This window comes from Psychroserpens citreus, assembly GCF_055686305.1.
In genome coordinates this window covers 2,639,768-2,666,439 of record NZ_CM145999.1, presented here as the reverse complement: position 1 = coordinate 2,666,439, position 26,672 = coordinate 2,639,768, and the positions used below count along the sequence as shown (strand labels likewise).

At 32.4% G+C, this 26,672-nt stretch carries 17 protein-coding genes; 8 read left to right on the top strand and 9 right to left on the bottom strand.

Features of this window, described 5'->3' with window-relative positions:
* The first annotated feature begins 82 nt into the window (after positions 1–82).
* From ACTU6T_RS12055 to ACTU6T_RS12020, 8 genes are all read left to right on the top strand, one after another.
* Positions 83–3,355 carry a S41 family peptidase gene (locus ACTU6T_RS12055; protein ID WP_460218448.1) on the top strand — a complete coding sequence of 1,091 codons (3,273 nt, stop codon included), beginning with the start codon at positions 83–85 and terminating at the stop codon, positions 3,353–3,355.
* 88 nt (positions 3,356–3,443) lie between these two features.
* On the top strand, positions 3,444–5,321 hold the full coding sequence (locus ACTU6T_RS12050) for a tetratricopeptide repeat-containing sensor histidine kinase (protein ID WP_460218447.1): 1,878 nt from the start codon (positions 3,444–3,446) through the stop codon (positions 5,319–5,321).
* A gap of 134 nt (positions 5,322–5,455) precedes the next feature.
* Positions 5,456–7,336: a tetratricopeptide repeat-containing sensor histidine kinase gene (locus ACTU6T_RS12045; protein ID WP_460218446.1), complete on the top strand. Its 1,881-nt coding sequence runs from the start codon at positions 5,456–5,458 to the stop codon at positions 7,334–7,336.
* A 2-nt stretch (positions 7,337–7,338) separates the two neighbouring features.
* On the top strand, positions 7,339–8,091 hold the full coding sequence (locus ACTU6T_RS12040) for a LytR/AlgR family response regulator transcription factor (protein WP_460218445.1): 753 nt from the start codon (positions 7,339–7,341) through the stop codon (positions 8,089–8,091).
* Positions 8,092–8,252: 161 nt separating this feature from the next.
* Entirely contained in the window at positions 8,253–8,993 is a 741-nt protein-coding gene (locus ACTU6T_RS12035; RefSeq protein WP_460218444.1) for a hypothetical protein, read from the top strand.
* A gap of 152 nt (positions 8,994–9,145) precedes the next feature.
* Positions 9,146–9,406 (top strand): hypothetical protein, encoded by a 261-nt coding sequence (locus tag ACTU6T_RS12030; RefSeq protein ID WP_460218443.1) that lies wholly within the window; start codon positions 9,146–9,148, stop codon positions 9,404–9,406.
* Positions 9,407–9,410: 4 nt separating this feature from the next.
* Positions 9,411–10,625 carry an acyltransferase family protein gene (locus ACTU6T_RS12025; RefSeq protein ID WP_460218442.1) on the top strand — a complete coding sequence of 405 codons (1,215 nt, stop codon included), beginning with the start codon at positions 9,411–9,413 and terminating at the stop codon, positions 10,623–10,625.
* 73 nt (positions 10,626–10,698) lie between these two features.
* Entirely contained in the window at positions 10,699–11,853 is a 1,155-nt protein-coding gene (locus ACTU6T_RS12020) for a serine hydrolase (protein WP_460218441.1), read from the top strand.
* Between the two features lie 6 nt (positions 11,854–11,859).
* Here the strand turns inward: ACTU6T_RS12020 and ACTU6T_RS12015 are convergent, their stop codons facing one another.
* The 9 genes from ACTU6T_RS12015 to ACTU6T_RS11975 form a co-directional block, all read right to left on the bottom strand.
* The gene (locus tag ACTU6T_RS12015; protein ID WP_460218440.1) at positions 11,860–13,434 is read right to left on the bottom strand and encodes a carboxypeptidase-like regulatory domain-containing protein; all 1,575 of its coding nucleotides are present in this window, start codon (positions 13,432–13,434) and stop codon (positions 11,860–11,862) included.
* 4 nt (positions 13,435–13,438) lie between these two features.
* The gene (locus tag ACTU6T_RS12010) at positions 13,439–15,925 is read right to left on the bottom strand and encodes a hypothetical protein (protein WP_460218439.1); all 2,487 of its coding nucleotides are present in this window, start codon (positions 15,923–15,925) and stop codon (positions 13,439–13,441) included.
* Between the two features lie 2 nt (positions 15,926–15,927).
* Entirely contained in the window at positions 15,928–18,420 is a 2,493-nt protein-coding gene (locus tag ACTU6T_RS12005; protein ID WP_460218438.1) for a hypothetical protein, read from the bottom strand.
* Positions 18,421–18,422: 2 nt separating this feature from the next.
* Positions 18,423–20,807, bottom strand: a complete 2,385-nt coding sequence (locus ACTU6T_RS12000) for a hypothetical protein (protein ID WP_460218437.1) — start codon at positions 20,805–20,807, stop codon at positions 18,423–18,425.
* A 2-nt stretch (positions 20,808–20,809) separates the two neighbouring features.
* Positions 20,810–23,200, bottom strand: coding sequence for a hypothetical protein (locus ACTU6T_RS11995; RefSeq protein WP_460218436.1), 2,391 nt, complete (start codon positions 23,198–23,200; stop codon positions 20,810–20,812).
* 99 nt (positions 23,201–23,299) lie between these two features.
* On the bottom strand, positions 23,300–23,689 hold the full coding sequence (locus tag ACTU6T_RS11990; RefSeq protein ID WP_460218435.1) for a VOC family protein: 390 nt from the start codon (positions 23,687–23,689) through the stop codon (positions 23,300–23,302).
* A complete protein-coding gene (locus ACTU6T_RS11985) occupies positions 23,689–24,270 on the bottom strand; it encodes a hypothetical protein (RefSeq protein ID WP_460218434.1) in 582 nt (193 codons plus the stop codon). Before ACTU6T_RS11985 ends, ACTU6T_RS11990 begins: the two co-directional genes overlap by 1 nt.
* Positions 24,271–24,303: 33 nt before the next feature.
* On the bottom strand, positions 24,304–25,710 hold the full coding sequence (locus tag ACTU6T_RS11980) for a M20/M25/M40 family metallo-hydrolase (protein WP_460218433.1): 1,407 nt from the start codon (positions 25,708–25,710) through the stop codon (positions 24,304–24,306).
* A gap of 78 nt (positions 25,711–25,788) precedes the next feature.
* Positions 25,789–26,667, bottom strand: a complete 879-nt coding sequence (locus tag ACTU6T_RS11975) for a PPK2 family polyphosphate kinase (RefSeq protein WP_460218432.1) — start codon at positions 26,665–26,667, stop codon at positions 25,789–25,791.
* Between the last annotated feature and the right edge of the window lie 5 nt (positions 26,668–26,672).

The window sequence follows — 26,672 nt, the reverse complement described above, 5'->3', positions numbered from 1 at the left end:
TATTTGTCAAAATTTAACATGTGATCGCATTAGTAATTTGTAACTTTATGACATATATTAACATAATCAACACAAACTTAGAATGATATTTCCAACCAAACCTAAGCCCTTTAGTTCTTATCTTTTAATACTCTTTTTATTCGTATCGTATCTAACCTTTAGTCAAGGCACTAGACTATTAAGACAACCCGACATTAGCGATTCACAAATCACTTTTGCTTATGGAAGTGACATCTGGATATCCGAATTAAATTCGAATGAAGCCAAACGTATCACTTCAACTCCAGCCGTAGAATCCAATCCTTATTTTTCTCCAGACGGTAACTGGATTGCCTTTACTTCTAATAGATCAGGTCGAAATAATGTATACATCGTGTCTAAAAATGGTGGTGAGCCTAAACAACTTACTTGGCATCCAAGCGGTTCTGTTGTTAGAGGTTGGACTAATGATGGAAAACATGTTTTAATTGCTAGTTCTAGAGACACTGCGCCTAGACCTTATGATAGGCTATATACCGTTTCAATTGAAGAAGGCGCACCCAAACTACTTACTAAACAATGGAGTTATGACGGTAGTTTCTCTCCAAATAGCAAACAACTTGTAATTGATAAAATGGATCGCTGGGATGTAGAATGGAGAGCCTATAGAGGTGGACAAAATACACCTTTAATAATTCTAGATTTAGCAACACAAGATGAAGTACTCTTACCTAATGAACATACTACAGACATTCAACCCAAATGGCTTGGTGATGATATTTACTTTCTATCTGATAGAGATTTAGTTTCTAATATCTGGGCATTTAATACTAAGAGTAAAAGTTTGAGGCAAATTACAACATTTAAAGGCTCAGATATTAAATGGCTCAATGCTCACAAAAACACCTTAGTATATGAACGTGATGGATATTTGCATACTTTGAATATAAATGATGGTAGCACTAATCAATTAAACATCAACGTGATTGGTGATTTCCCTTGGGCAGAAACTAAATGGGAAGATGTATCACGCTCTGTACAATCAGCCTCATTATCTCCAAACGGTAAACGAGCAATTATGCAATCTAGAGGCGACATCTTTACGGTTCCAATAGAATTTGGTGATGCCAGAAATATTACTGAAAGCTCAGGAATCGCAGATCGTAGACCACTTTGGTCACCAAAAGGTGATAGGATTGCGTGGTTTTCAGATGAAAATCGAAAAAACTACATACTAAAGTTGTCTGCTCAAGATGGGCGTTCGGACATGGAAACTATTGACATTGGAGAATCAAAATTAGCATGGAACCCTACATGGTCTCCTGATGGAAAATATATTGCATTTGTAGATGATGATGTGCGTTTAAGATTTATAAATCTCGAAACGAAAAAAATTAAAACCATTGATGTAGGCGGCAATAATTTAGAACGAGGGAATATAGAATTAGAATGGTCTCCAGATTCTAATTGGATTGCATATGAAAAATCTGGAACTAATAATTTTAGACAAATTTATATTTACTCATTAAAAGATAATGTCTCTAAAGCTATTACAGACCCTTTTGCAGACTCCTTCTCGCCTGCTTGGGATTTGAATAAGAAGCAATTGTATTTTTTAGCGAGTACAGATGTTGCTCTTGGTTCTGGATGGGCAAATACTAGTGCAATGACTGCAAATCCAGAATATTCGGCTTATGTTATTAATCTTGATGCCAATGATGACTCTCCCTTTAAACCTAAAAGTGATGAAGAAGAGGTTGAAGACGACGAAAGTGAAGACACAATAGGTGAAGAGAAACCGGATGAGAAAGATACAGATGATAAATCTAAGAAAGATGATGTAATGACTATTGACTTTGAAAATATTGGTCGTCGTACACTGGCGCTACCTATGCCTTCAAGGTATTATGGTGAAATCTTGGCTGGACCAAAAGGATCCATGTTTATTTCAGAATACATTCCAAATAGTAGAGGAATGACTTTACATAAATTCAAGTTAAAAGACCAAGAACACAAGGAATTTACAAAAAATGCACGTTCCATTTCTATTACTGCAAACGGAAAACACATGTTAGCAAGAATTGGTGGCGCATGGAAAGTAATTAGTACAAGTGGTGCTAATGCGAAAAGTGGAAAAACACTCAAGGTCAAATTGCAAATGAAATTGGATCGATTGGCAGAATGGGAACAAATGTTTGAAGAAGCTTGGCGTTATGAACGTGATTATTTCTATGATCCAAATATTCATGGACGTGATTGGAAAACAGTTTATAAAAGATATGCTCCTTTAGTACCATTTATTAAACATCGTTCCGATTTAAACTATATTTTAGATCAAATCAACGGTGAATTATCTGTTGGTCATAGCTTTGTAAGAGGTGGAGATTATCCAGATGTTGAACGCACTCAAGTAGGTTTATTAGGAGCCGATTTATCTACCGCAAATAACCGTTGGAAAATTGATAGAATTTATACCACGGAAAGTTGGAATCCAGGATTGACTGGACCTCTTGATGCTCCTGGTTTAAATATTAAACAAGGCAATTATATTGTTGGCATCAATGGAAAAGAAATTAATGCCACTGATAATATTTATAAATTTTTAGATGGCACTTCAGGAAAACAAACTACATTATATATTAATGACAAGCCAGAATTTAAAGGCCATTGGACCGAAATCGTAAAACCTATAAGAAGTGAATTTTCCCTAAGACAACGCACTTGGGTAGAAGATAATCGTAGATTAGTTGATAAATTATCTAACGGACGTTTAGGCTATGTTTGGGTACCTAATACTGGAGGTGGTGGTTTCGTATCGTTTAATCGATACTACTTCGCGCAACAAGACAAAGAAGGAGCTGTAATTGATGAACGTTTTAATGGTGGCGGACTTTTAGATGATTATATGGTTGATTTAATGACACGTAGTTTAAGAGCCAGTATTACTAATGAGGTTCCAAATGGAATACCATTAAATCTTCCTGCAGGTATTATAGGACCAAAAGTACTTCTCATTAATGAATTAGCAGGATCAGGCGGAGACTTTTTTCCTTGGGTATTTAGACAACAAAAGGCGGGTAAGCTTATCGGAATGACCACTTGGGGAGGACTTGTAAAGTCATCAACTCATTACAGACTTGTAGATGGTGGGAGTCTTACTTCTCCAGATAATGCCGTATTTGATCCAATAAATAATTCATGGATTGGTGAAAATAAAGGTATTGCACCAGATATTGAAGTAAGGCAGGATGCTAAAGCTTTATCAAACGGAATTGACCCACAACTGGAACGTGCTGTAGCAGAATTAATGAAACAGCTTAAACCAAAGAATGCTATAAAACCCCCAAAATTTCCCCAACCAGCAAAAGGCAATTAAATTGAAATTAAAAAAAGCACTATTTACTATAGTGCTTTTTTTATATTTGATATACCCTCAAATCTTTTAATTAGTAATATTAAAGGATATGATTAAACAAATTTCTCTTCTAATAATTGCTTGCTTCATATCAAGCATGTCTCTTTCTCAAGAGACCATTCATCCAGAAGAATTTAATAATGTTAGTATAGACTCGAGTCTGTCTTGGCTGAAAGCTAATTTCCAGAATGTAGATGAATATCATGCTATTGGTCTTCAAACGTTAAAACGTGCATCGAAAAAGAAGAATTCAAATTTATTAGCCAGAGTTCATGAAGAGTTAGCTGTTTGGCATGGATACAATGGCATATTTTCGCCAGATTCTGCTGTATATCATACTGAAAAAGCTCTAGAATATTATAAAAAAGGGACGAACACAAAAAAAATTGCTGACACTTACGAAATACTATCAAGGCATCAAATTAAAACTCGGGAATTAGAAAAAGCACAAGCATCCCTTTTCAAAGCGATTGAGATATATGAAGATTTAAATGACGAATCTGGCCTTGGAAGTGCTTATCGAACTTTAGGCGTATTATTTCGAGTTATGAAAGATTATGAGAAGTCCATTGAGTACACAAACAAATCCAAACCTTTTTTAGAAAAAACAGAGCAATATGGTTTACTTGGCATGGCACAATTTAATTTGATAATTAGTTATGGTGAACTTGGCGAATTTGAAAAAGCATATGAAGCTACAGACTATTGCCTAGAGGTTGTTAAAGAAAAGGTGCCAGAAGAAGTTTTTATACCAGTAAAAGCTCACTCCTATCGAGGTGAGGTTTATGTTAGAGCTAATGATTATCAAAATGCACTAAAAGATTATATTAAATCATGGGAATTATGTGTCGCTATTATTGGAGAAGAAAGGTGCGCTACCTATCGTACAGAAATAGGACAGGCTTATTTACTCCTAGAAGATTATGAAAAGGCGCTACAGCATTTAAAAGCTGGTGTTCAGGCCTATGAAAACAAAGGGCAAAACACGATTATTCAGCAGTATAAGGACTTATCAGACTGTTATGCGTTTTTAGGAGATTATGAAAATGCCCTCGTATACAGTGACAAAGCAAACACTAATATTAAAAATAATTTTGAGTCTAAAATAGCGAATCTAGAAAGTGAAGTTACCATAAAATATGAAACAGGAAAAAAGGACGAAGCACTAGCTATACAACAAACAATGCTAGAACAAAAAAGCCGTGTTCAAACACTCATCATTATTATTGCAAGTCTATTATCTGTTTTACTAATAGTACTACTCTATTTTTTTAATAAAAACAAAAAAACGACACGCCTTATCAAAACCAAGAATGCTGAAAATGAATTACTCTTAAAAGAAATTCATCATCGTGTAAAAAACAATCTTGAATTAGTTAAAAGTTTGATTTCTCTACAATCTGCTGAACTCGAAGACTCTGTTACAAAAGATGCCATGATTGCAAGTCAAAACAGGGTGCAATCCATGGGAATAATCCACCAAAAACTATATCAAGGAGAACATTTAGGAAGTATCGACATGAAAGACTATTTCGTTAATTTAGGTGAAGGCATTTTAGATACTTTTAATGCAGATGATCAAGTAAAGATTGAATGCGCGATGGATCAATTAGAACTGGATGTGGATACCGCTGTTCCAATTGGACTTATAGTAAATGAATTACTAACTAATGCTCTTAAATATGCATTTCCTAAAAACGAGAAAGGCAAAATTAAAATTAGTTTAAACCAATCAAATCCAGAAACTCTAACCTTAGAAGTTACCGATAATGGCATTGGAAAACCCATAGATTCATCTTCAAAAGGAACTGGTTTTGGAACTCAACTTATTAAATTACTCACCCTTCAACTTAATGGTACTATGGAAGAAAAACATGAGAATGGAACTGCTGTGTTTTTTCGATTCAAAACTCATAGAGCAGCATAAAAACAGCACAAATTTCGAATACAACTGTTAAAACACTCGAAATCAGATGCGTTAAAGCTTTGTTAAAAATGCAAGAGATTTTTCACTATATTTACCTAACCCTAAAGTCTTTTAATTTGCTATTTTGAAGACTTATGACCAAAACGTTGACACTTTTATTTGTACTTAGTACAATTTTAAGCTTTTCTCAGAATTCGAACCCAACCAATTTAGATGACCTAATAGGTTGGCTTGAAAGTCATGTAGATAATACTAAAGATTCTATAGCATTAGGCATTAAGTCAAGACAAGCCATTTCTCTTTCAAAACAATCAAATAATCAGAATACACTAGCTAAAGCATACAAATTTTTAGCTACTTACCATAAAGAGTATTCCAAATTAGACTCGGCTGTGTATTACTTCAATAAAGCCAAAGATATTTATACAGCTCTTAATAATAGGCAAAATATTGCCTACTCTAATATAGCGTTAAAAAATGTCTATACTATTAAAGCAGACTACAACCAAGCTAAAATTTACGTCTATGAAGCCTTAGCTCTTTTTGAGGAATTGAAAGATCAAAAAGGATTAGCACAGTGTTATTCACATATTGGAGATTTATTATACTATGAAAACAATTATAATGAAGCCATAAAATATTGTAATCAAGCTATTACAATTCAAAAGGGAATTAATGCTAAAAGGGATTTAGCGCTCAGTTACCGTTTTAAAGCCAATAGTCAATTATTTACTGGTTTCGATTTAGAAAATGCATTGGAGTCTATAAATGCATCTATTCAAATTTACAATGACTTAGGTGAAACAGGAATACCAATGATGGCATCAATTAATTGGAGAGGCAATATCTATAAATACATGGATCGTTATCAGGAAGCCATCGCAGATTATCAAGCCAATTTCGATAATTCCAAAGCATTAGGTCTAGAACGTTATCTAATCCCCTCACTAGGTAACATAGGCCATGTCTATGTTATGCAAGGGAAATATGAAGAAGCATTACCTTATAACCTGCAAGCCATTGATCTTATAAAGAAAACTGGTAGGTCACGAAATTTATGGGAAAATTATATGCATGTTTCAGAAATATATGAATCATTAGGAGACAATAAATTAGCACTATATTATCACCAACTCTATACTTCAGAATTAGAATTATACAAGGATAATGTCATTTTGAGTTTAGAAACTGAAGCACAAGCCAAATACGAAGTCGGTCAAAAAAACGCAACGATTTTATTTCAAGATGAAATCATAAATCAGCAAAAGCGCACTAAAGTTTTATATGTGATTTTAACATCTTTATTGGCTCTTATTTTATTTGGATTATTTTATAATTATCGAAAAAAGCAGAAACGTAGTCAAGAATTAGAAGCTTTGAATAATGAATTAGATTTGAAGAATACCCAAAATGAATTACTATTAAAAGAAATTCATCATCGTGTGAAAAATAATCTTGAGCTGGTCAAAAGTTTAATAGCATTGCAGTCTGCAGAGCTTGAAGACTCCGCAACAAAGGATGCCATGATAGCTAGTCAAAGTAGAGTTCAGTCTATGGGTATTATTCATCAAAAACTATATCAAGGTGAACATTTGGGAAGCATAGACATGAAAGACTATTTTGTCAATTTAAGCGATGGAATTTTAGATACGTTCAACGCTGAAGATAAAGTCAAAGTCGAATGTGCTATGGAACAATTAGAACTCGATGTTGATACTGCTGTTCCTATTGGGCTTATAGTGAATGAACTTCTTACAAACGCATTAAAATATGCATTTCCGCAGGATAGCCAAGGAAAAATAGAAATCAGTTTAACACAGTCTAAACCAGATGTTCTATCTTTAAAAGTTGTCGATAATGGCATTGGCAAAACTATAGGAGAACAAGCAAAGGGAACGGGTTTTGGATCACAACTTATTCAACTTCTTACACAGCAACTTAATGGGGTTATGAAAGAAAAATACGATAACGGAACATCAATACTATTCGAATTTAAAATTAAATCTGCTGCCTAATTATGAGTACACCAATAAAAATATTAATTGTGGAAGATGAAATGATCATTGCTGCCAATATTTCATTACAGTTAAGCTCTTTAGGTTATGATGTCGTTGGAATTTCACCTAGAGCAGAAGAAGCTTTGACAATTGCAAAACAAAACAAGCCAGATATTGTATTAATGGATATAAATTTAAAAGGTGATATTGATGGGATAGAAACTGTTAGCCTTATTAAAGAAATATATAAAAACGTTGTTATAATTTATTTAACTGCAAATGCCGATGAAGCTCACTTTAATAGAGCCAAAATTACTAATCCGCATGCTTTTATTTCAAAACCCTTTAAAAAACTAGATCTTCAACGTGCCATAGAATTAGCAATACAAGGTATAGAAAATAAAAAAAATGATGTACCAAAAATAGCTAAAACAAATACTACCTCTTCGTCATTAATGCTAAGTGATTGCATATTTGTGAAGCATAACGACACAATGATCAAGGTTCATATTAATGATATATTATACATTGAAGCCGAACGAAATTATTGTCGAATTTATTCAAAAGACAAAGAGTATTTGTTAGTAATGACCTTAAAAGATATGGATGAAAAATTACCCAACAAACACTTTTTAAGAGTTCATCGTTCATTTATAGTCAATCTTTCTCAGATAAATGAAATTGCCACTAGTCATATCGTAATTGCTAAAAAAGCCATTCCTGTAAGTAAATCACTGAAAGAAGAATTACTTACGAGGCTACAAACTATATAATTTATCTCTATTAGACCTCTGCTCTATTTTTGCCGATAAACAAATCGATTGCTTCGGACAAGATTTTATACCATTCGTCCTAGATCATTTTCATAACACCATCATAATGAGTTACTTGATTGTTGAAATAAAATATTAATCAATTATTCAAAACTATTATTATGAAAACTTTAAACACAATTTTATGCGTTGCATGTTTTTTATTCATGCTTCCAACAATGCAAGCTCAAGAAAAAGAGAATGAAAGCTTTATTCTTGGACTTACAGAATTCACTATCAAATTTGGTCATGACGCTAATTTTACTGATGGCGTAAAAAAATGGAACAAATGCTACAAAGATAATGGCGGCAAAAACACTTGGAACGTTTGGAACCGTTTACAAGGAAAAGGGAATGTGTATGTGATGTCAAACAGAATGAATAACTGGGCAGAAATGGACAGTAAAGATGCTGCTGCTTCTGCTTGTGGTGCTATAGCTATTAGTTCTATTGTTCCACATATAGAAAGTGCTGAATATAATACCACGAGATTTATGCCAGATATGAGTCGTAAAGCTAATATGGAAGGTATGTCTATTGTATGGGTAACCAACTTTAAAGTTAACAATTCTGCCGCATTTAATGAAGTAGTAAAAGATGTATCTTCAACCATTGCTAAAAAAGAAGGAGACCACAGAGGTTACTGGTATAGTATCATGGGAGGTGAAGGTGCTGATTATTTTGTATCATCTCCATTTAAAGATTATGCTGACTTAGATGTTGATAAAGATAATGTTTGGAAAGTATATGAAAGTGTTCATGGTAAAGCTAAAACTAAAGAAATTCGTGCAAAATTTAATGAAAGCTTAGACGATGCTTGGAGTTATTTATATACTCTTGAGGAAGACTTAAGTATGAATTAATAATCAACTAACTTTCTATCGTTATTACAAACAGGTAGATGCGATTTCTGTGGAGATAATCGCAGTATTTAAAAGTTAATCAACCAATTAACATTACAATCTACCTGTTTTTATCATCAATCATAATAATCAATCATTTTCTAAACAAAGACATGAAAAAAGCAGGTATCATAGGAGGTTCTGGATTTATACCAGAGGACGTTATTTTACTTTTATTAAATACAAATTTTGATGTAAAAGTATCAACATTAGATATTTCTAAAAAAGAAAATTTCGAACACCTTATGGAACTAAATCATGCTGAAAATCTCTACGTTTGTGAGCTAGATTCTGATAAAAAAACTGCGCTTAAAAAGTTTACTAACGATTGTGACCTTGTCATTTTCATAAATCCATCAGATATAAAATTTTAACCTTATGAAATCAATTCCACATAAAACTGAACGTTTACACGCCTTAGATTCTTTAAGGGCAATAATGATGATGCTTGGTTTAGTACTGCATTCTGTTATTACATATATTGGTGGAGAGCCATATACTGCATGGCCAATTAGAGACCCAAATAATTTTAATACTAATCTTGAATTCATAAACAGTCTCATTCATGTATTTCGTATGCCAATATTTATGGTTGTTGCAGGCTTTTTTGCGGCATTACTATTTTATGAACGCGGACAACGAAAAATGTTTAAAAACCGAATGAATAGAATCTTATTCCCTTTTTTAGTATTTCTTGTTATTCTATTTCCACTTGTTCGTGGTGGAATGAACTACACACTCGATGTGTTTGCATCTAATCCTGATGCATTATCTAATACGAAAGAGGCCTTTTCTAGTTTTGGTGCATTCATTCCTAATAGCTCTGTACATTTATGGTTTTTATATTACCTCATCTTATTTTCTGTGTCTTCTTTCTTATTAGGCATGCTATTTAAAAAGCTACCTAAAGCATCACAATTCATCCATAATGTATTTCACTATATCTTTAAAAATTCAATTCTTCGTCTAATTATATTTGTAAGTATCACAATAATTATTTTATTATTTATGGATCGTTATTGGGTCAATACCTCTACAAGTCTAATACCTGATTTCTACACATTTATCTTTTATTTCTTTTTCTATATGTTTGGCTGGCTACTATTTAAGTCTAAATCACTATTGAGTAGCTTTAAAAAACATGACTGGTTGTTTACCATACTTGGACTTGTTATTTTTACGTGGTACTTTTTCACTGACTTAAGCCACACAGACTTATTTATTATAATGGGCATAAGGTCGCTATGCTGTTGGTTACTTATTTTTGGGTTTACTGGCTTATTTATTCGTTATGGAAGTAATCACTCATCTAGAATGCGCTATGTTTCCGATTCTTCGTATTGGGTGTATTTATTACATCTTCCTTTTACAATCATTATTCCTGCACTAATTGTTGATTGGAATATTTCTGGCACACTAAAATTTCTATTTGTTATGACAACTACAGCAATTATATGCTTTGTAACCTATCACTACTTTGTAAGGAGTACATTTATTGGAAAGTTTTTAAATGGCAGGACATATCCAAGACAAATTTCCGAAATACGAAAAGCTCATGAAGCAGCACAATTAAGAGTTCAACTGGATAAATAAAAACAAGGAAACTTTTCTAAGATTATAAAAAGCGTAAGATTTTCCTCTTACGTTTTTTTTATCTTTATACACCATGAGATATATACTTCTATTTTGCTTTATACTAACATTGCTAAGTTGTAAAAAAGACTTTAATCACAACCCCTTAAATGACATTCTTGACTCAGACCATCCTGCTATAGCAAAAGTTATGGACAACCTAGAAGCACATGAAGTTCAAATAAAAGTGTCTGAAGTTGTCGAATGGACTACAGGCGATATTAGTACAAATACTCATGAATTTCAAGTTAATGATAACAACTATTTTTATCCAGCAAGCTCGGTCAAACTCCCTATAGCTGTATTAGCATTAGAAAAGGTGAATACTATAGAAGGTATTACTAGTGAAAGTCGATACCATATTGAAAATGATTCAATATTTTCAACAATTAGAGATGACATTAGAGATATCTTTACCATTAGTGGAAATGCATCTTATAATCGCTTATATGAATTTTTAGGTCGCGATTATATTAATGCTAAACTCAAAAAAAAAGGACTTCAGTCAGCGCGAATTTCTCATCGTTTAGAACATAGTGATGCAATAAATTCAAAAACTAAAACTATTGTATTTTACAAGAATGACTCTACGTCTTTAAAGTTACCTTTTATGGTAGATTCTCCAGTAAAAACATATCCGCTTAAACGGCTAAAAAAAGGAAAAGGTTTTTATAAAGAAGGAACCTTAGTAAATTCTCCAATGGACTTTTCCAAAAAAAACTATATCTCAATTTCGACCTTACATGAGATGATGTTACGGATTCAATTTCCTGATACATATGAATTTGATAAACAATTCATTCTTAATAGTGATGATCGAAAGTTTCTATTGAACGCTATGAAAGTTGTCCCAAGACATGCTGGATTTGATGAGCAAGAATATTATGATGGCTATGTTAAATTCTTTTTGTTTGGTGATACAAAAGAACGAATCCCTGATCATATAAGTATTTCAAATAAAGTGGGTTATGCTTATGGGTACTTAACTGACTGCGCTTATATCGTTGACCATAAGCATCGTATTTCGTTTATTGTAACTGCTACTATTCATGTCAATAGTAATGGCATTTTCAATGATGATGTCTATAACTATGAGTCTATAGGCATTCCTTTTCTTGCCGAAATTGGTCGACAGCTACATCAATACTATGTTGATAAAGCACTATACCTCGATAAACATGGTGACTAATTTGCTTTAGTTTTTTGTTGCATTCAATGGTGAATTCACCCAATAATCAGAAATATTTTTAAGCTTTCCTTTATTGATTAATGATTCTGAAAGTTTCTCTGATTTATTAACGAAGTACAAGTCTTCCGCCAAGATTTTATTTTTAAAGACTTCTTGAACAAACAATTCTCTAAATTGATTAACTCTAATAAATGTTTTTTTATTAAGATCCCGTCCAGAAATATCTGTGACTTTTTTGATTTTATAGGATAGTTCCTTCATAGACTCTTCAGTTAATTTTTCGCCTGAAGGTATAGCGCCATTTATTAAGCTCACTTTTACAGTTTTACTATCATCCAGAGTTACCGAATTTACTTTAAGCTTCTTTCGTTTGTAAATAAATCTGAAGTTTTTACTATTTGCAATCGTTCTCTTATCTACAGTATTGTTAAATCTTACATAAAAAGCATTATCTCCTTTATCATAGGATACGTCTTCTATTTGAAAATCATCACGACTCTTAACCTTAAACTTATTATTAAAGGAAATATAATTTAAAAACATGCGATCACCTTTAGGTTTATACTCAATTTTCACAGAGAAAAATGGCTCAGGATCTCCAACTTTATAACCAAAACATTCCAATTTATGAATAGCGTAGTTATCTGCAGCTATATAAATAGTTCCATCAGCTGTATTCTTAACACCGGTAACATCTTCAATAGCATAAAACTTTACTTCATACAATAAGGTATCATCTAAATAAAGTTTTTTCGCTATTCGGAATTCATGGTTATTTAAAAAGTCTTCTTTAAATGTATGCACAAAAGAAAAACTATGGTATTCATAATTGCGAATTGCGTTATGTACAGTTAAAATACTCAACTCATTTCCTCCTATAGAAGAAATAGTTGCGTCCTTTATATACTTATATTTTTGATTATCATATTCTTGAGTAAGTAAGGTGTCTTTTGGGAATTTAGAGTTTTGCTTAAATTGATACAAAGCAGCTTGGTTGTTTTTAAACAACATTTTATTAGTATGAAACCCTTCATCAAACACTTCAATGATGCCTTCATTTAAATTAAAATACTTGTTTTGAAGCAATTGATAATCTCTATAATATCCAATATAAGAATGCGGTTGCGTTGGAAAATTCACTCTCATTTTACTAATGGCCTTACCAACAATTTCTCTTACATTTTCGTATTCTTTTTTTGTCTCCCCTTTTTTAGTCGTAATTGTTACGGCATTGAGTGCTTCAATTTTAGGTTTTAAATAAATAACATTAGGCCCTTGATCTGATAAACTGTTAGCATCTACATGCTTAGACTCATAACCAATTGAAGAAATGATTAACACATCATTTTGTGTTTTGTATTTATAAGGAAGTCTAAAATGACCATCTTCATCGGCAATAACACCATTGTTCCTATGCTTAATACTTACAGTAGCAAATACAATTGGAAGCTTATCTGAAAGGTCTAAAACTTGACAAAAAATCTCTCTATCTTCATTTGTTACTGAAGTATTTTGAGAACTACTTATAAACGTCATAAACGAAAAAAGTAAAATGCAAAATGTTTGTTTTAATGTCTTCATAAAATTAATTCAATGTTATAGTTTTTATTTCTGAAACGAACGTGTTATTAACTACACCTTCAACAACAACTTTAAACTCCTTTAGTTGTTTATCTGAAATTCTAAATTCCAAATCACCAATATCATTTAATGTGAGGTTTGGGAACCAATCTATTACTCCAAATGTATTAAAAAAGGCATTATCATAAGACACATATTCTGGGATGTAGAATTTCTTAGCAACCGAAAATTTCAACGGAATATCATAAGTTCCATAAACTTCAGTTGAAGGCAATTTAACCTTACTTGTTGGATTTGTTTTAATTCGTATTAGTCCAGCACCTCCAGATCGCATACCGCCACCTACTCCAGATTTATTAACTTCTATCCATTCAATTTGGTCTAGAGTAAATTCTCTTAAAATTGATAGATCTTCATGTAAAACCATTCCATCTAGATATACGATTGGAAAAGTAGCAGCATCTCGAACATATTCAACATGCTCATCTATTTCAGGATTATCCCTAAGATGAACAGCTTGACCATCTGGATCAACTTGAATATTTAAATAATTGGTTTCTTGATTAATAACAACACGATCTCGATGACTATTTACTGCATTCGAATAAAGTTCAAATTTTGTAGGTGTATCCACAACCGTAAATCCTTTATCTCTAAGGTAACGAAGTAAAGTTCTATAACGTCTTACAAGAGTTTCATCAATAGCTTCTACTTTACCTAAACTTCTATTCTTTATTTTTTCTATTTCGGTATAACCTTTTTTCTTATTGATAATAACCTCATCTAAGGTTTCAACTTTGTTTAAAATACTTGGCATCGACAACTCAATATTAGACGTTTCTAAATTAAATCCTGAAGCCTCTATTCCATCTATGTGAGAATTTAGTTTTGGGATTTTAATAGGATCAAATTGAATATATAATTTCGGCTTTGTTGCTAAACCAGATCCAATATCTCGAATACGTATCGCTTCATCCTGAACAGGAAATAATCCTGAAGCTGTATATGATGGATTCTCTTTTGTTAAACTAATGAGTTTGGTCGAATGATTTAAACTCGGATAAATCATTAACTGTTTATCTCCTTTTTCTGATGAATTTATAGTATAACTAATACCATTTTCATAATCAAAATCGTATTCTGGTGGATTATTAAATATCGTGTTCCAATCGTAACTACTCCATCCTTGAGTAATCAATACATTATCTAATTCAAATTGCTTTTTTGGAGTAACCTCAGTAAAATAATACTGTGCTTGCTCTAAATACCCTTTAACATAAGGCTGCAAAAATGTATAAGATATAATATTTTGATGATGCAAGCCATTGGTGTCTTTTGGCAATACAGAAACACTAAAACTATTTTGTACTTCTGCATATTTTGCATCATATGGTATAGTTACAGTAACTGTATCACTATCTTTTTGAACCGTTTCAATACTTGAAGAAACCGTATCAATGCCCTCATAATTAAAATGGAGACGTTCTAATAATGGGTTATTTTTGGCATCAAAAACCGTAAAAATGTTTATACCTCGATATAAATCTGCATTAGCAATGACTTTCAATACTTCTGTCTTCTGATCAAACTTAAAATCAATGACTTTTAAGTCTTGTCCATTGTGAATGGCTAATTTGTATAGTTTCTGATTAATATGAGCTAATGTATTTGTATTAGTCTTTATTGTTAAGGCCACTTTATCTTTAAGAGGCACCAGATTTAGTGCCATTCCTTTAGCTTTCACTCCTTTAATATTCACTGTATACTCAGAACCTTCATACGCAAATATTGCATTATAATTCTGTCCTTCTTTTGGAGTTAATAGACATTTACCGATTCCTAAGTGATTAACCTTAAAATTAGTCACAGTGACACCATCTTGATCTACAATTTCACCTTCAAGGTTAGGGAGTCCAAGACCTTTATTGTTCTTGATAACTACACCTAGAGTATTCTCAACATTGACTAATAAATGTCCTCCTTCAGGTAAAAATTGGGCATCGATATTCTTAAAGTCAGTATTAGTGATCATCTGTGTCTCAACATTGGGATCAATAATTCTAATCGTTTCTACAAATAGGTTTTGTTCGTTAAAATTTCGCATCCAATTTGTATATAATGTAATCGTATAATTTCCAGATGTATAATTATCTCCAATATCAAAATCACCAATAGCAGTACCGTTTTCGACCATTAATAATTTACTTTCTACAACCTTACCAGCAGCATCCGAAATTGAACAATATAAATTTGCTGCTTGACTAGCCAATTGTTGAGAATACTTATCTAACACATAGGCTTTAAGACCAATGGTTTCTCCTTTTATGTAAATCGATTTATTGAGATGAGCATATACTAACTCTCTATTCATTTCTGTATAATCTTCATAAGATGTGAGGAGATTAGCATCGGCATTTTGATTTTGGGCAAACTGAAATTGCGAGCTTAATAGCAATGCTATACTATGTAATATTAACCTAGTCTTTATCATAATTAATCAATTTTTAGTTCTTTATCTTCTGAAATAAACGTACCATTATTAATAACACCTTCAATATGTACTTTAAAATGTTTTATATCTTTATTGATGATTGCAAATTGTAATTGCCCATCATTGTTTAATGTTAGATTAGGCATCCAGTCTACAACCCCAAACTCTTTAAAGAAATCGGTTTCATAAGACACATATTCTGGGATGTAGAATTTCTTAGCAACCGAAAATTTCAACGGAATATCATAAGTTCCATAAACTTCAGTTGAAGGCAATTTAACCTTACTTGCAGGTTTGGTTTTAATTCGTATTAATCCAGCTCCTCCAGATCGCATACCGCCACCTACACCAGACTTATTAACCTCAACCCATTCAATTTGATCTAAAGTTAATTCTTTCAACATGGTAAGATCTTCATGCAAAATCATTCCGTCTAAGTATACTATTGGAAGTGAACTTCCGTCTTGAACAAAAATGGTATGATCATCATCTGTTGGTGTTGGGGTCGCAGAAACCTGAGGTTCTGCAGACGATAAAATTGCTTCTCCATTTGTAGTGAATTTCTGTTCAAAAGACCGACTTCTGAAACTACTCGCTTGATTGTTATAAATTTCAAATTTCCCTGGCGTATCATAAACAGTCCATCCTTTATCTCTAAGATATCGTACGAGCGTTCTATAACGTCTTACAAGAGTTTCATCAATAGCTTCTACATTACCTAAACTTCTATTATTGAGTTTTTCTATTTTAGTATACTCTTTCTTTTTATTGATAACTACCTCATCCAATCGTTCTATTTTTTTAAATGCAGTGGCAATTGCCAAATCCATACTTTTTGATTTTGCATCAGAAACATCAATCTTTAAAGGCTTTATACTACTCTCTAATTCTGGTATTTTTATAGGATCAAATTGAACATACAAATTTGGTTTTGTCACTTTACCATTATCGTTAATTTCACGTATTCTCACCTCCTCATTATCCACTGGAAATAATCCTGATGCAGTATAAGAACTATTGTCACTGGTTAATGTTACTAACTTCATGGGATGGTTTAACGTTGGAAATATCATCAATTGTTTATCACCTTTATTTGAAGAATTAATTGTGTAACTTACTCCATTTTCATAATCAAAATCATATTCAGGTGGCGCATTAAAAATTGTATTCCAATCATAACTACTCCAACCTTGAGTAATAAGTAGGTTGTCTAATTCGAATTGTTTTTTAGGTGTAACATCATTAAAATAATATTGTGCTTGCTCGACGTAACCTTTAAGATAGGGTTGTAGTGTTGATTGAGAGATGATATTCTGGTGATGAAATGAATTTGTATTTATAGGCAAAACCGAAACACTCAAACTGCTTAACGTCTTTGCATTATTAACCTTATAAGGTAGAGTAATCGAAATAGTATCACTAGACACATGAATGCTTTCTGTTTCAGAACTAAGTGTATTTACACCTTCATAATTATAATATAAGCGTTCTAATAAAGGATTATTATTGACATCAAAAATGGTAAATATATTTAGACCGCTAAATAAGTCTTGATTAGCAATAATTTTAATGACTTTAGTCTGATCACCAAATTTAAATGCTATTTCTTTTAATTCTTGTCCATTATGAATGGCTAGTTTATAGAAGGTATTATTAATTTTTGGAAGTGTTGCAGAATTTGTTTTTAACGTCAAAGCGATTTTACCCTTTAACGGATTCAAACTCATTGCAATACCCTCTGGCTTTATATTGGTAATATCTGTAACATATTCTTTTTCACCATGAGTGAATTTTGCACGATATTGTTCCCCACTTTTTGGAGTAAATAAACACTTTCCAATACCAAACTGATTGACTTTAAAATTCGTTATAATGTCATCATTTTCATTTACGAGTTCACCTTCAACACCAGGAATTCCTAATCCTTGTGAATTTTTTATAACGATTCCTAAAATATTTTCAGTATCATTCAACAAATGACCACATTCAGGTAGAAATTGAGCATCTATCTTACTTGGTTCTATTTTTGAAACCATTTGTTGTTCAACTAATGGATCTATGATTCTTATGGTTTCAACAAATAAATTGTCTTCGTCAAAATTCCGCATCCAATTCGTATAGCACTTTATTTTATAATGTCCCGACGTATAATCGTCTCCAATATCAAAACCTCCTATGGCCGTTCCATTTTCTACCATGAACATTTTTCGATCTATGACTTTGCCATCTGCATCAGAAATTGTGCAATATAAGTTTGCTGCTTGAGTGGCAAGTTGCTTACTGTATTTATCTAATACATAAAATTTAACTCCTATAGATTCCCCTTTGATATAAATGGACTTGTTGAGATGCGCAAAAACTATCTCTCTATCCATTTCGGTATAATCTTCATACGCAGATATAACATCAATATTTGCATTCTGCTGTTGAGAGGTTATAAACTGGGAGCATACAAGAAATATAAATGCGAAAAAAGACTGTGTTGATGCTTTCATAATTAATTAATGTTTAATTCTTTAATTTCAGAAATAAAGGTTCCATCATTAGAAAACCCTTCAATAAAAAGCTTCAGGTTTGTAGATTGGTTATCAAATATTTTCAATTTCAGTACACCAGAAACATCAGTACTCACATTAGAAAACCAATCTACAATACCATATTCTTTAAAAAAGTCACTTTTAAATGAGGCATATTTTGGGATATAAAAACGCTTAGCTACGTCAAATTTTAATGGCACATCAAAAGTTTTGTGTTCAATTTTAATTGGAGCATCTTCGAAAACTTTGAATGGATTTCTTTTTATTTTAATAACTCCACCTCCACCGCGCATTCCTGCTCCTATTCCAGACGGGTTAGTTTCAATATATTCAACATCATCCATTCGCATGCCAATCAAAACACTGTGATCTCCGTGCAACACCATATCATCTAAATAAATTATCGTCACTGGGCTAGCATTAATACTGGCAGGAACTCTTGTTGTTACGACGAATGTTGTAGGAATACTCGCTGGGCTAACATAAGCATTAAACCCTTTAGTATCTATAAAATTTAGAATGGTTTTATAATGTCTCTTAATTTTTTCGTCTATAAACGTCACCTTACCTACCGTAGAATTTTTAATCCGTTCTACCTTTGTGTATTCTCTTTTCCCTGTAAGCTTTACTTCGTCTAATTGTTCAATTTTACCCCAACCCGTCTTAAACTCATTATAATTATTCATTTCAGAAGATCGCACTTCTCTAGGCAAAAGCAAGTTATCATTACTCCATTTGAAATCTGGAATTCGGTCTGGACTAAACTTTAATACCACATTCGGCTTTACGGGTTTACCTTTAGCGTTAATAGCTCCAATCTCTATTTGCTCTTCTGAAATTGGAAAGAACCCTTGCTTTTCGAAGGCCATTTCACCTGGCTTTAATTCAATGATTTCCATTGGGTTATTTAACGTAGGATAAATAATTAGTTGTTGCTGATTATTATTTGTGAAATTTGCTACATAGCCAATCCCATTTTCAAAATCGTAGTCATAATCTGGTGGATTATTAAATATCGTATCCCAATCATAACTACTCCATCCCTGTGTTAATAAGACATTATCAAGTTGATATTGCTTTTTAGGTGTAATCTCTGTAAAATAATAATGAGCATTTTCAATATGACCTCTTACGTAAGGTTGCAATAGTATTGAAGAGGAAATATTTTCATGATGATTATAGGCTCTTGTTTTAGAAGGCAATACAGAAATACTAAAATTATTAAATGCGTTTAAGTTTAAATCTTTATAAGGAATAGACACCATTAATGAGTCTCCTTTCTTTTGAACTTGTGGCATATTTGAAGACGTGAAGTTTAGTCCTTCATAATTGAATATTTGCCGTTCAAGAATTGGTCTATTATTGTCATCAAAGACTGTAACAATATTTATACCTGGAAATAAATCACTATTAGATACTGCTTTTATAACCTCTAATTCATCATTAAATCTAAAGTTAAACTCCTTCAATTCATTACCATTATGTATAATAAACGTAAATACCTTATTCTGTAATTCGCCTAACGTCGAGTTGTTTGTTTTAAGCTTTATAAAGGTTCGATCTTTTAATTTAGAAACATTAAGTCCCACACCTTTTGGTGCCACTTTTTGAATCTTAAAGGCATGCTCTTTCTCATCAACCTTAAAAGTTACACTATAATTTTCATCTATTTGAGGCTTTAAACTAAAGCGTCCTAGACCAAATTGGTTTAACTTAAAATTTGTTATTTCATTACCTTTAGAATCAACCACTTTGCAGTCAACATTTGAAACCCCAAAACCATTACTATCTTTTATAACAGCTCCAATTATGGTTTCAACACCAGCAACAAGATGTCCGCCTTCAGGTAAAAATTGCGGATCTATTGCTGCAGCTGATTGTAGTTGTTTTGCTTCTACCTCTACTTCTGGGTCTATTACTCTAATCTTCTGAGAGAAATAATTGCGCTCATCAAAGTTCTTCATCCAATTGGTATAAGCTGTAATTTTATACTCTCCAGATGTAAATAAACTATCTATGGTAAAGTCGTTGATTGCAATACCATTATTAACTAATAAGAGTTTCTTTTTTATTATAGTGCCTTCAGCATCACTTATCTTACAATATAAATTTGTGGTTTCGTTAGAGAGTTGTTTGCTTCCTTTATCTAAGACATAGGCTTTTAATCCAATAGATTCACCTTTGATGTAGGTCGACTTGTTTAAATGCAAATACACAACTTCACGATCCATCTCAGAATAGTCTTCAAATGAGGATAAAATATCATAATCCTTAAAACTAGATTGAGCATCTATGGTTTGAAGAAAAACATTGCAGAGTAAAACGGCCAAATAATAATACTTCATACTTAATTAATGGTTAAATGTTTGATTTCAGAAATAAAGGTTCCATTATTAGAAACCCCCTCAATATAAAGCTTCAAGTTTGTAGATTGGTTATCAAATATTTTCAACTTCAGAACTCCAGAAGCATCAGTGCTCACATTAGAAAACCAATCTACAATACCATATTCATTAAAAAAATCACTTTTAAATGAGGCATATTTTGGGATATAAAAACGCTTTGCTACATCAAACTTTAGTGGTACATCAAAGCTTTTATGTACAATTTTCTTTTCAGTTTCTTTATATGAACTCATAGGGCTTGTTTTTATTTTCACAACTCCACCACCACCGCGCATACCAGCTCCAAGTCCAGAATGATTAACCTCTATATAGTCAATTTCATCTAATCTCATATCTCTTAAGATATTCAATTCTTTATGTAGAATAATATCATCTATATAAATAACAGGTATATTGTCAGCTGACTTAGTCCCTTTAAACGTAGCTGGTGTTCGTCTATAAATCTCAAACCCTCCATCACTTCCTGCCTTGTTCTCTAAAACAACAAATCCTCTAGTACTCAAATAACGTCCTACTGTTTGCCATTTTAATTTTTTCTTATTATCAAAAAATTCAACTTTACCAATTGTTGCATTTTTAATCCGTTCTACCTTTGTGTATTCTCTTTTCCCTGTAAGCTTTACTTCGTCTAATTGTTCAATTTTACCCCAACCCGTCTTAAACTCATTATAATTATTCATTTCAGAAGATCGCACTTCTCTAGGCAAAAGCAAGTTATCATTACTCCATTTGAAATCTGGAATTCGGTCTGGACTAAACTTTAATACCACATTCGGCTTTACGGGTTTACCTTTAGCGTTAATAGCTCCAATCTCTATTTGCTCTTCTGAAATTGGAAAGAACCCTTGCTTTTCGAAGGCCATTTCACCTGGCTTTAATTCAATGATTTCCATTGGGTTATTTAACGTAGGATAAATAATTAGTTGTTGCTGATTATTATTTGTGAAATTTGCTACATAGCCAATCCCATTTTCAAAATCGTAGTCATAATCTGGTGGATTATTAAATATCGTATCCCAATCATAACTACTCCATCCCTGTGTTAATAAGACATTATCAAGTTGATATTGCTTTTTAGGTGTAATCTCTGTAAAATAATAATGAGCATTTTCAATATGACCTCTTACGTAAGGTTGCAATAGTATTGAAGAGGAAATATTTTCATGATGATTATAGGCTCTTGTTTTAGAAGGCAATACAGAAATACTAAAATTATTAAATGCGTTTAAGTTTAAATCTTTATAAGGAATAGACACCATTAATGAGTCTCCTTTCTTTTGAACTTGTGGCATATTTGAAGACGTGAAGTTTAGTCCTTCATAATTGAATATTTGCCGTTCAAGAATTGGTCTATTATTGTCATCAAAGACTGTAACAATATTTATACCTGGAAATAAATCACTATTAGATACTGCTTTTATAACCTCTAATTCATCATTAAATCTAAAGTTAAACTCCTTCAATTCATTACCATTATGTATAATAAACGTAAATACCTTATTCTGTAATTCGCCTAACGTCGAGTTGTTTGTTTTAAGCTTTATAAAGGTTCGATCTTTTAATTTAGAAACATTAAGTCCCACACCTTTTGGTGCCACTTTTTGAATCTTAAAGGCATGCTCTTTCTCATCAACCTTAAAAGTTACACTATAATTTTCATCTATTTGAGGCTTTAAACTAAAGCGTCCTAGACCAAATTGGTTTAACTTAAAATTTGTTATTTCATTACCTTTAGAATCAACCACTTTGCAGTCAACATTTGAAACCCCAAAACCATTACTATCTTTTATAACAGCTCCAATTATGGTTTCAACACCAGCAACAAGATGTCCGCCTTCAGGTAAAAATTGCGGATCTATTGCTGCAGCTGATTGTAGTTGTTTTGCTTCTACCTCTACTTCTGGGTCTATTACTCTAATCTTCTGAGAGAAATAATTGCGCTCATCAAAGTTCTTCATCCAATTGGTATAAGCTATAATTTTATACTCTCCAGATGTAAATAAACTATCTATGGTAAAGTCGTTGATTGCAATACCATTATTAACTAATAAGAGTTTCTTTTTTATTATAGTGCCTTCAGCATCACTTATCTTACAATATAAATTTGTGGTTTCGTTAGAGAGTTGTTTGCTTCCTTTATCTAAGACATAGGCTTTTAATCCAATAGATTCACCTTTGATGTAGGTCGACTTGTTTAAATGCAAATACACAACTTCACGATCCATCTCAGAATAGTCTTCAAATGAGGATAAAATATCTGTTTGTTGAGCATAAAGTGGGCTAAAGTGTAATGTATAAGCAATGAAGAGGAGTAAGTATGTGTTTACTTTCATTTATATAAGAATTGGTTAGTAAATTTTTCAATACAAAGTAGCAACAAGTTGATTATTCTTGTATATACTGTTAAAAATCTAACCAAAATGCATCAAAAATCATTCCGAAGAGCGAAAATTCTTATAAAAAATCAAACCATTCTTATCAATATCATAAAATCCAAATTCTCGTGTATACCAAAGCGTATTTTTCAGTTTGGTATGTATATGAAAAACAGATTGTGTTTTATACTCTTCATACAAACAATCTACATTATCAACATAAATTCTTAATAATGAACTATCCATACCATCTATCCAATCATTTTCATCATGCCATTGCAAATGAATTTCAATACCATCTCTTACAACACCAGCATATTTTGGATCACTACCATCGTCTTTGAAAGCTAGATTAAAACCAAGTTTTTTCACATAATAATCAATTGACCTAGACACATCTCTAACAGGTAGTACAGGATGAATTTGATCTAAGAATGCTTTACTCATTAGTTTTTCTTAACCTTCCCTCTTAAAAAACTAATGTTTGAGCTAATTGGATTTCCAGAAGATCGTCTAAAGGAAGCTAATTGTCCACTATGCCAAATTGCATCAGCTATTGGTCCATTAATTTGATTCCAAAATGGAAATTTATTCTCACCAAAAATAATTTCATGTTCTTGAATATTATCGCTCTTCCTAAGAATATCTGAGGCCATTTTTAAATTCATTAAGGTTTGCTTTCGTTTATCAGCAAAACTCATTTTAGACATATCGATCTTTTCATTATTTTTATTCAAGGTTGAATTTAGAATAACGTATGATAAATTCAGTATATGATTAATTGTTTCTTCTGTAGAACGTGCATCTTCGCTAGGTTTGAACTCTAAATCTTTCTGTGTAAGCCCTTCACTAGACCAATAATAACGAAAACCCAAACCGTCTACCATTCTGGCAGCTACTGTACCTGCAGTATAAGTTTCATAATAGTCGGGAACTTCATAATAAGGAAGTGCCGCTTTTTCACTTTTGTCTTGAGCTGTAACCAAAGTTGTAAAGCACAACGATAGGATTAGTAATATATGTTTCATATTAAACAAATTTTAATGAGTATTAAGAACGTTTTAATCTCTTAATTCTTCTTTATTAGATATTGATTCTGTTGTTCCATATTTATCAATAAGATAAATTAAAGACGTCATCGATGCTGCTCCTAATTCTAATTCTCGCTTGTTTACGTGTTCAAATGTATCATTAGCTGCATGGTGATGATCAAAATATCGTTGCGAATCTGGTCGTAAGCCAGCAAGAACAATATTGTCATTTTTTAACGGACCAATATCTGCCCCACTATAACCAGCTTCAAAAAAATGAATTAAATAAGGTTTAAATAAAGGCTTCCAACTTTGCACTTTTTTCAACATTTCTTCACTAGATTGAAAACTAAATCCTCTAGGTGTAAATCCACCAGAATCACTTTCTAAAGCAAAAATGTGATTTTCATTTTTTGACTGTGCAACTTCAGCATATTTATTACCTCCGCGCAATCCATTTTCCTCATTCATAAATAACACTGCTCGAATTGTTCTCTTAGGGCTAATACCACTTTCTTTAAGTAATCTTAACACATCCATCGACTGTACAACTCCTGCACCATCGTCATGAGAGCCATCTCCTAAATCCCATGAATCTAAATGCCCACCAACAACTATAATTTCATTAGGAAATTCGCTTCCAGTAATTTCCCCAATCACATTATAAGACTGTACGTCTGATAAGTTTTTACAATTTTGACTGAATGAAAATTTCAGATCTTTATTAAGCGCTAGCATACCGCTTAATAATTCAGCATCATTAGTACTAATAGCTGCAGATGGAATACGCTTATTATTTGGCAAATCGCCATAACTCATACTTCCCGTATGCGGATAATCATCCAATCTTAAGTTTAAAGAACGTACTATTGTTCCTACCGCACCATATTTTGCAGCTTCAGCTGCGCCTCTATAACGCTCAGACGAACATCCTCCATAAGCCTCAAAAGTATTGATTAAATCGGCTTGCATTGGTCTATTGATAAAGACAATTTTACCTTTAATCTTGTCCTCTCCTAAAGTCTTTAAATCTTCATAAGAATTGACTTCAACCACTTTAGCTTTAACACCTCCATTAGGTGTTGCAATAGAACCACCAAGCGCGCAAATATTTACATTAGTTGTTACACCTGGCGACGTTTCAATGTAAGCAAATTCTGGAGCACCTCTAACCCATCGTGGCACCATAACGGGTTGCAACCAAACCTTATCTAAGCCTATTTTTTCAAGTTCTTCCTTTGTATATTGCACTGCTTTATCAGCATTTAAGGAACCTGATAATCGTCCACCAATTTGATTAGACAAATGATCTAACCATTGATAGCTCATTCCATTGGTAAGGGAATTAGAGTAAATTTTTTTTAGATTTTCAGCATCAGTTTGTGCGGAAACATGGGCTGTGATGCTACATAATAGAATAACAAGCAATTGCTTCATATGACGGGGTTTTTCATTGAAGCCTAAAGATACTATTTTAAATAGTTATGAATTAAAAAGAAATCTTAAAAAATAGAGTTATTCACTTTCTAGCTGTTTAATGTATTCATCAAGATGAGATTTCACCTCCTCATCTAACTCAGGCTCAACAATATCCTTATACTGGATAAGCGTGTCATATAAAATTCGAGCTACAATATAGCGAGCAGTAGGCTTATCGTCAGCTGGTATAGCATACCAAGGTGCATGAGGCTTTGATGTTCTATTAATTGCATCTTCATAACACTCCTGATAACGACCCCAAAGTTTACGTTCTTTTAAATCTCCTGGTGAAAATTTCCAGTTTTTGTCTGCTCGTTTTAAACGTCTAAGCAGTCTGTTTTTTTGTTCGTCTTTAGACAAATGCAAAAAGAATTTAAAAACAATAGTGCCATTTTGAGCGATATGTTTTTCGAAATCATTGATTTGATCAAAACGCTTATCCCAAAAAGCTTCATTTACATCATCGATAGAATTAACATCAGGTAGGTTTTCTCCTAAAATATAACCTGGATGTACTCTAGTTACTAATACATTTTCATAATGTGTTCTATTGAATACACCAAACTTTCCGCGAGCTGGTAGTGCAATATAATGTCGCCATAAGTAATCGTGATTGCGTTCTAACTCAGTAGGCACTTTAAAGCTATGTACCACAATACCTCTTGTGTTAAAATCTTTAAACACTTCTCTAATCATACTATCTTTTCCAGCTGTATCCATGCCTTGAATACAAATGAGAATCGCATATTTACCATGTGCATATATGGTATTCTGAAAATCTCCTAACTTTTCTCTAACAGCTTCTAACTCTTTTTCCACCTCCTTCTTTTCTGCTTCCAGATCAAAAGTGGTAGATATGTTTTCTAACTGAATCGTTTCAGTTACTTTAAATTGATTAGTGTTTATATCTTTCATACTAA

What these genes read in the sequence shown, in the direction of transcription:
- ACTU6T_RS12055 (WP_460218448.1), top strand. Translation starts at nt 83, where the DNA reads ATGATATTTCCAACCAAACCTAAGCCCTTTAGTTCTTATCTTTTAATA.
- ACTU6T_RS12050 (WP_460218447.1), top strand. Translation starts at nt 3,444, where the DNA reads ATGATTAAACAAATTTCTCTTCTAATAATTGCTTGCTTCATATCAAGC.
- ACTU6T_RS12045 (WP_460218446.1), top strand. Translation starts at nt 5,456, where the DNA reads ATGACCAAAACGTTGACACTTTTATTTGTACTTAGTACAATTTTAAGC.
- ACTU6T_RS12040 (WP_460218445.1), top strand. Translation starts at nt 7,339, where the DNA reads ATGAGTACACCAATAAAAATATTAATTGTGGAAGATGAAATGATCATT.
- ACTU6T_RS12035 (WP_460218444.1), top strand. Translation starts at nt 8,253, where the DNA reads ATGAAAACTTTAAACACAATTTTATGCGTTGCATGTTTTTTATTCATG.
- ACTU6T_RS12030 (WP_460218443.1), top strand. Translation starts at nt 9,146, where the DNA reads ATGAAAAAAGCAGGTATCATAGGAGGTTCTGGATTTATACCAGAGGAC.
- ACTU6T_RS12025 (WP_460218442.1), top strand. Translation starts at nt 9,411, where the DNA reads ATGAAATCAATTCCACATAAAACTGAACGTTTACACGCCTTAGATTCT.
- ACTU6T_RS12020 (WP_460218441.1), top strand. Translation starts at nt 10,699, where the DNA reads ATGAGATATATACTTCTATTTTGCTTTATACTAACATTGCTAAGTTGT.
- ACTU6T_RS12015 (WP_460218440.1), bottom strand. Translation starts at nt 13,434, where the DNA reads ATGAAGACATTAAAACAAACATTTTGCATTTTACTTTTTTCGTTTATG.
- ACTU6T_RS12010 (WP_460218439.1), bottom strand. Translation starts at nt 15,925, where the DNA reads ATGATAAAGACTAGGTTAATATTACATAGTATAGCATTGCTATTAAGC.
- ACTU6T_RS12005 (WP_460218438.1), bottom strand. Translation starts at nt 18,420, where the DNA reads ATGAAAGCATCAACACAGTCTTTTTTCGCATTTATATTTCTTGTATGC.
- ACTU6T_RS12000 (WP_460218437.1), bottom strand. Translation starts at nt 20,807, where the DNA reads ATGAAGTATTATTATTTGGCCGTTTTACTCTGCAATGTTTTTCTTCAA.
- ACTU6T_RS11995 (WP_460218436.1), bottom strand. Translation starts at nt 23,200, where the DNA reads ATGAAAGTAAACACATACTTACTCCTCTTCATTGCTTATACATTACAC.
- ACTU6T_RS11990 (WP_460218435.1), bottom strand. Translation starts at nt 23,689, where the DNA reads ATGAGTAAAGCATTCTTAGATCAAATTCATCCTGTACTACCTGTTAGA.
- ACTU6T_RS11985 (WP_460218434.1), bottom strand. Translation starts at nt 24,270, where the DNA reads ATGAAACATATATTACTAATCCTATCGTTGTGCTTTACAACTTTGGTT.
- ACTU6T_RS11980 (WP_460218433.1), bottom strand. Translation starts at nt 25,710, where the DNA reads ATGAAGCAATTGCTTGTTATTCTATTATGTAGCATCACAGCCCATGTT.
- ACTU6T_RS11975 (WP_460218432.1), bottom strand. Translation starts at nt 26,667, where the DNA reads ATGAAAGATATAAACACTAATCAATTTAAAGTAACTGAAACGATTCAG.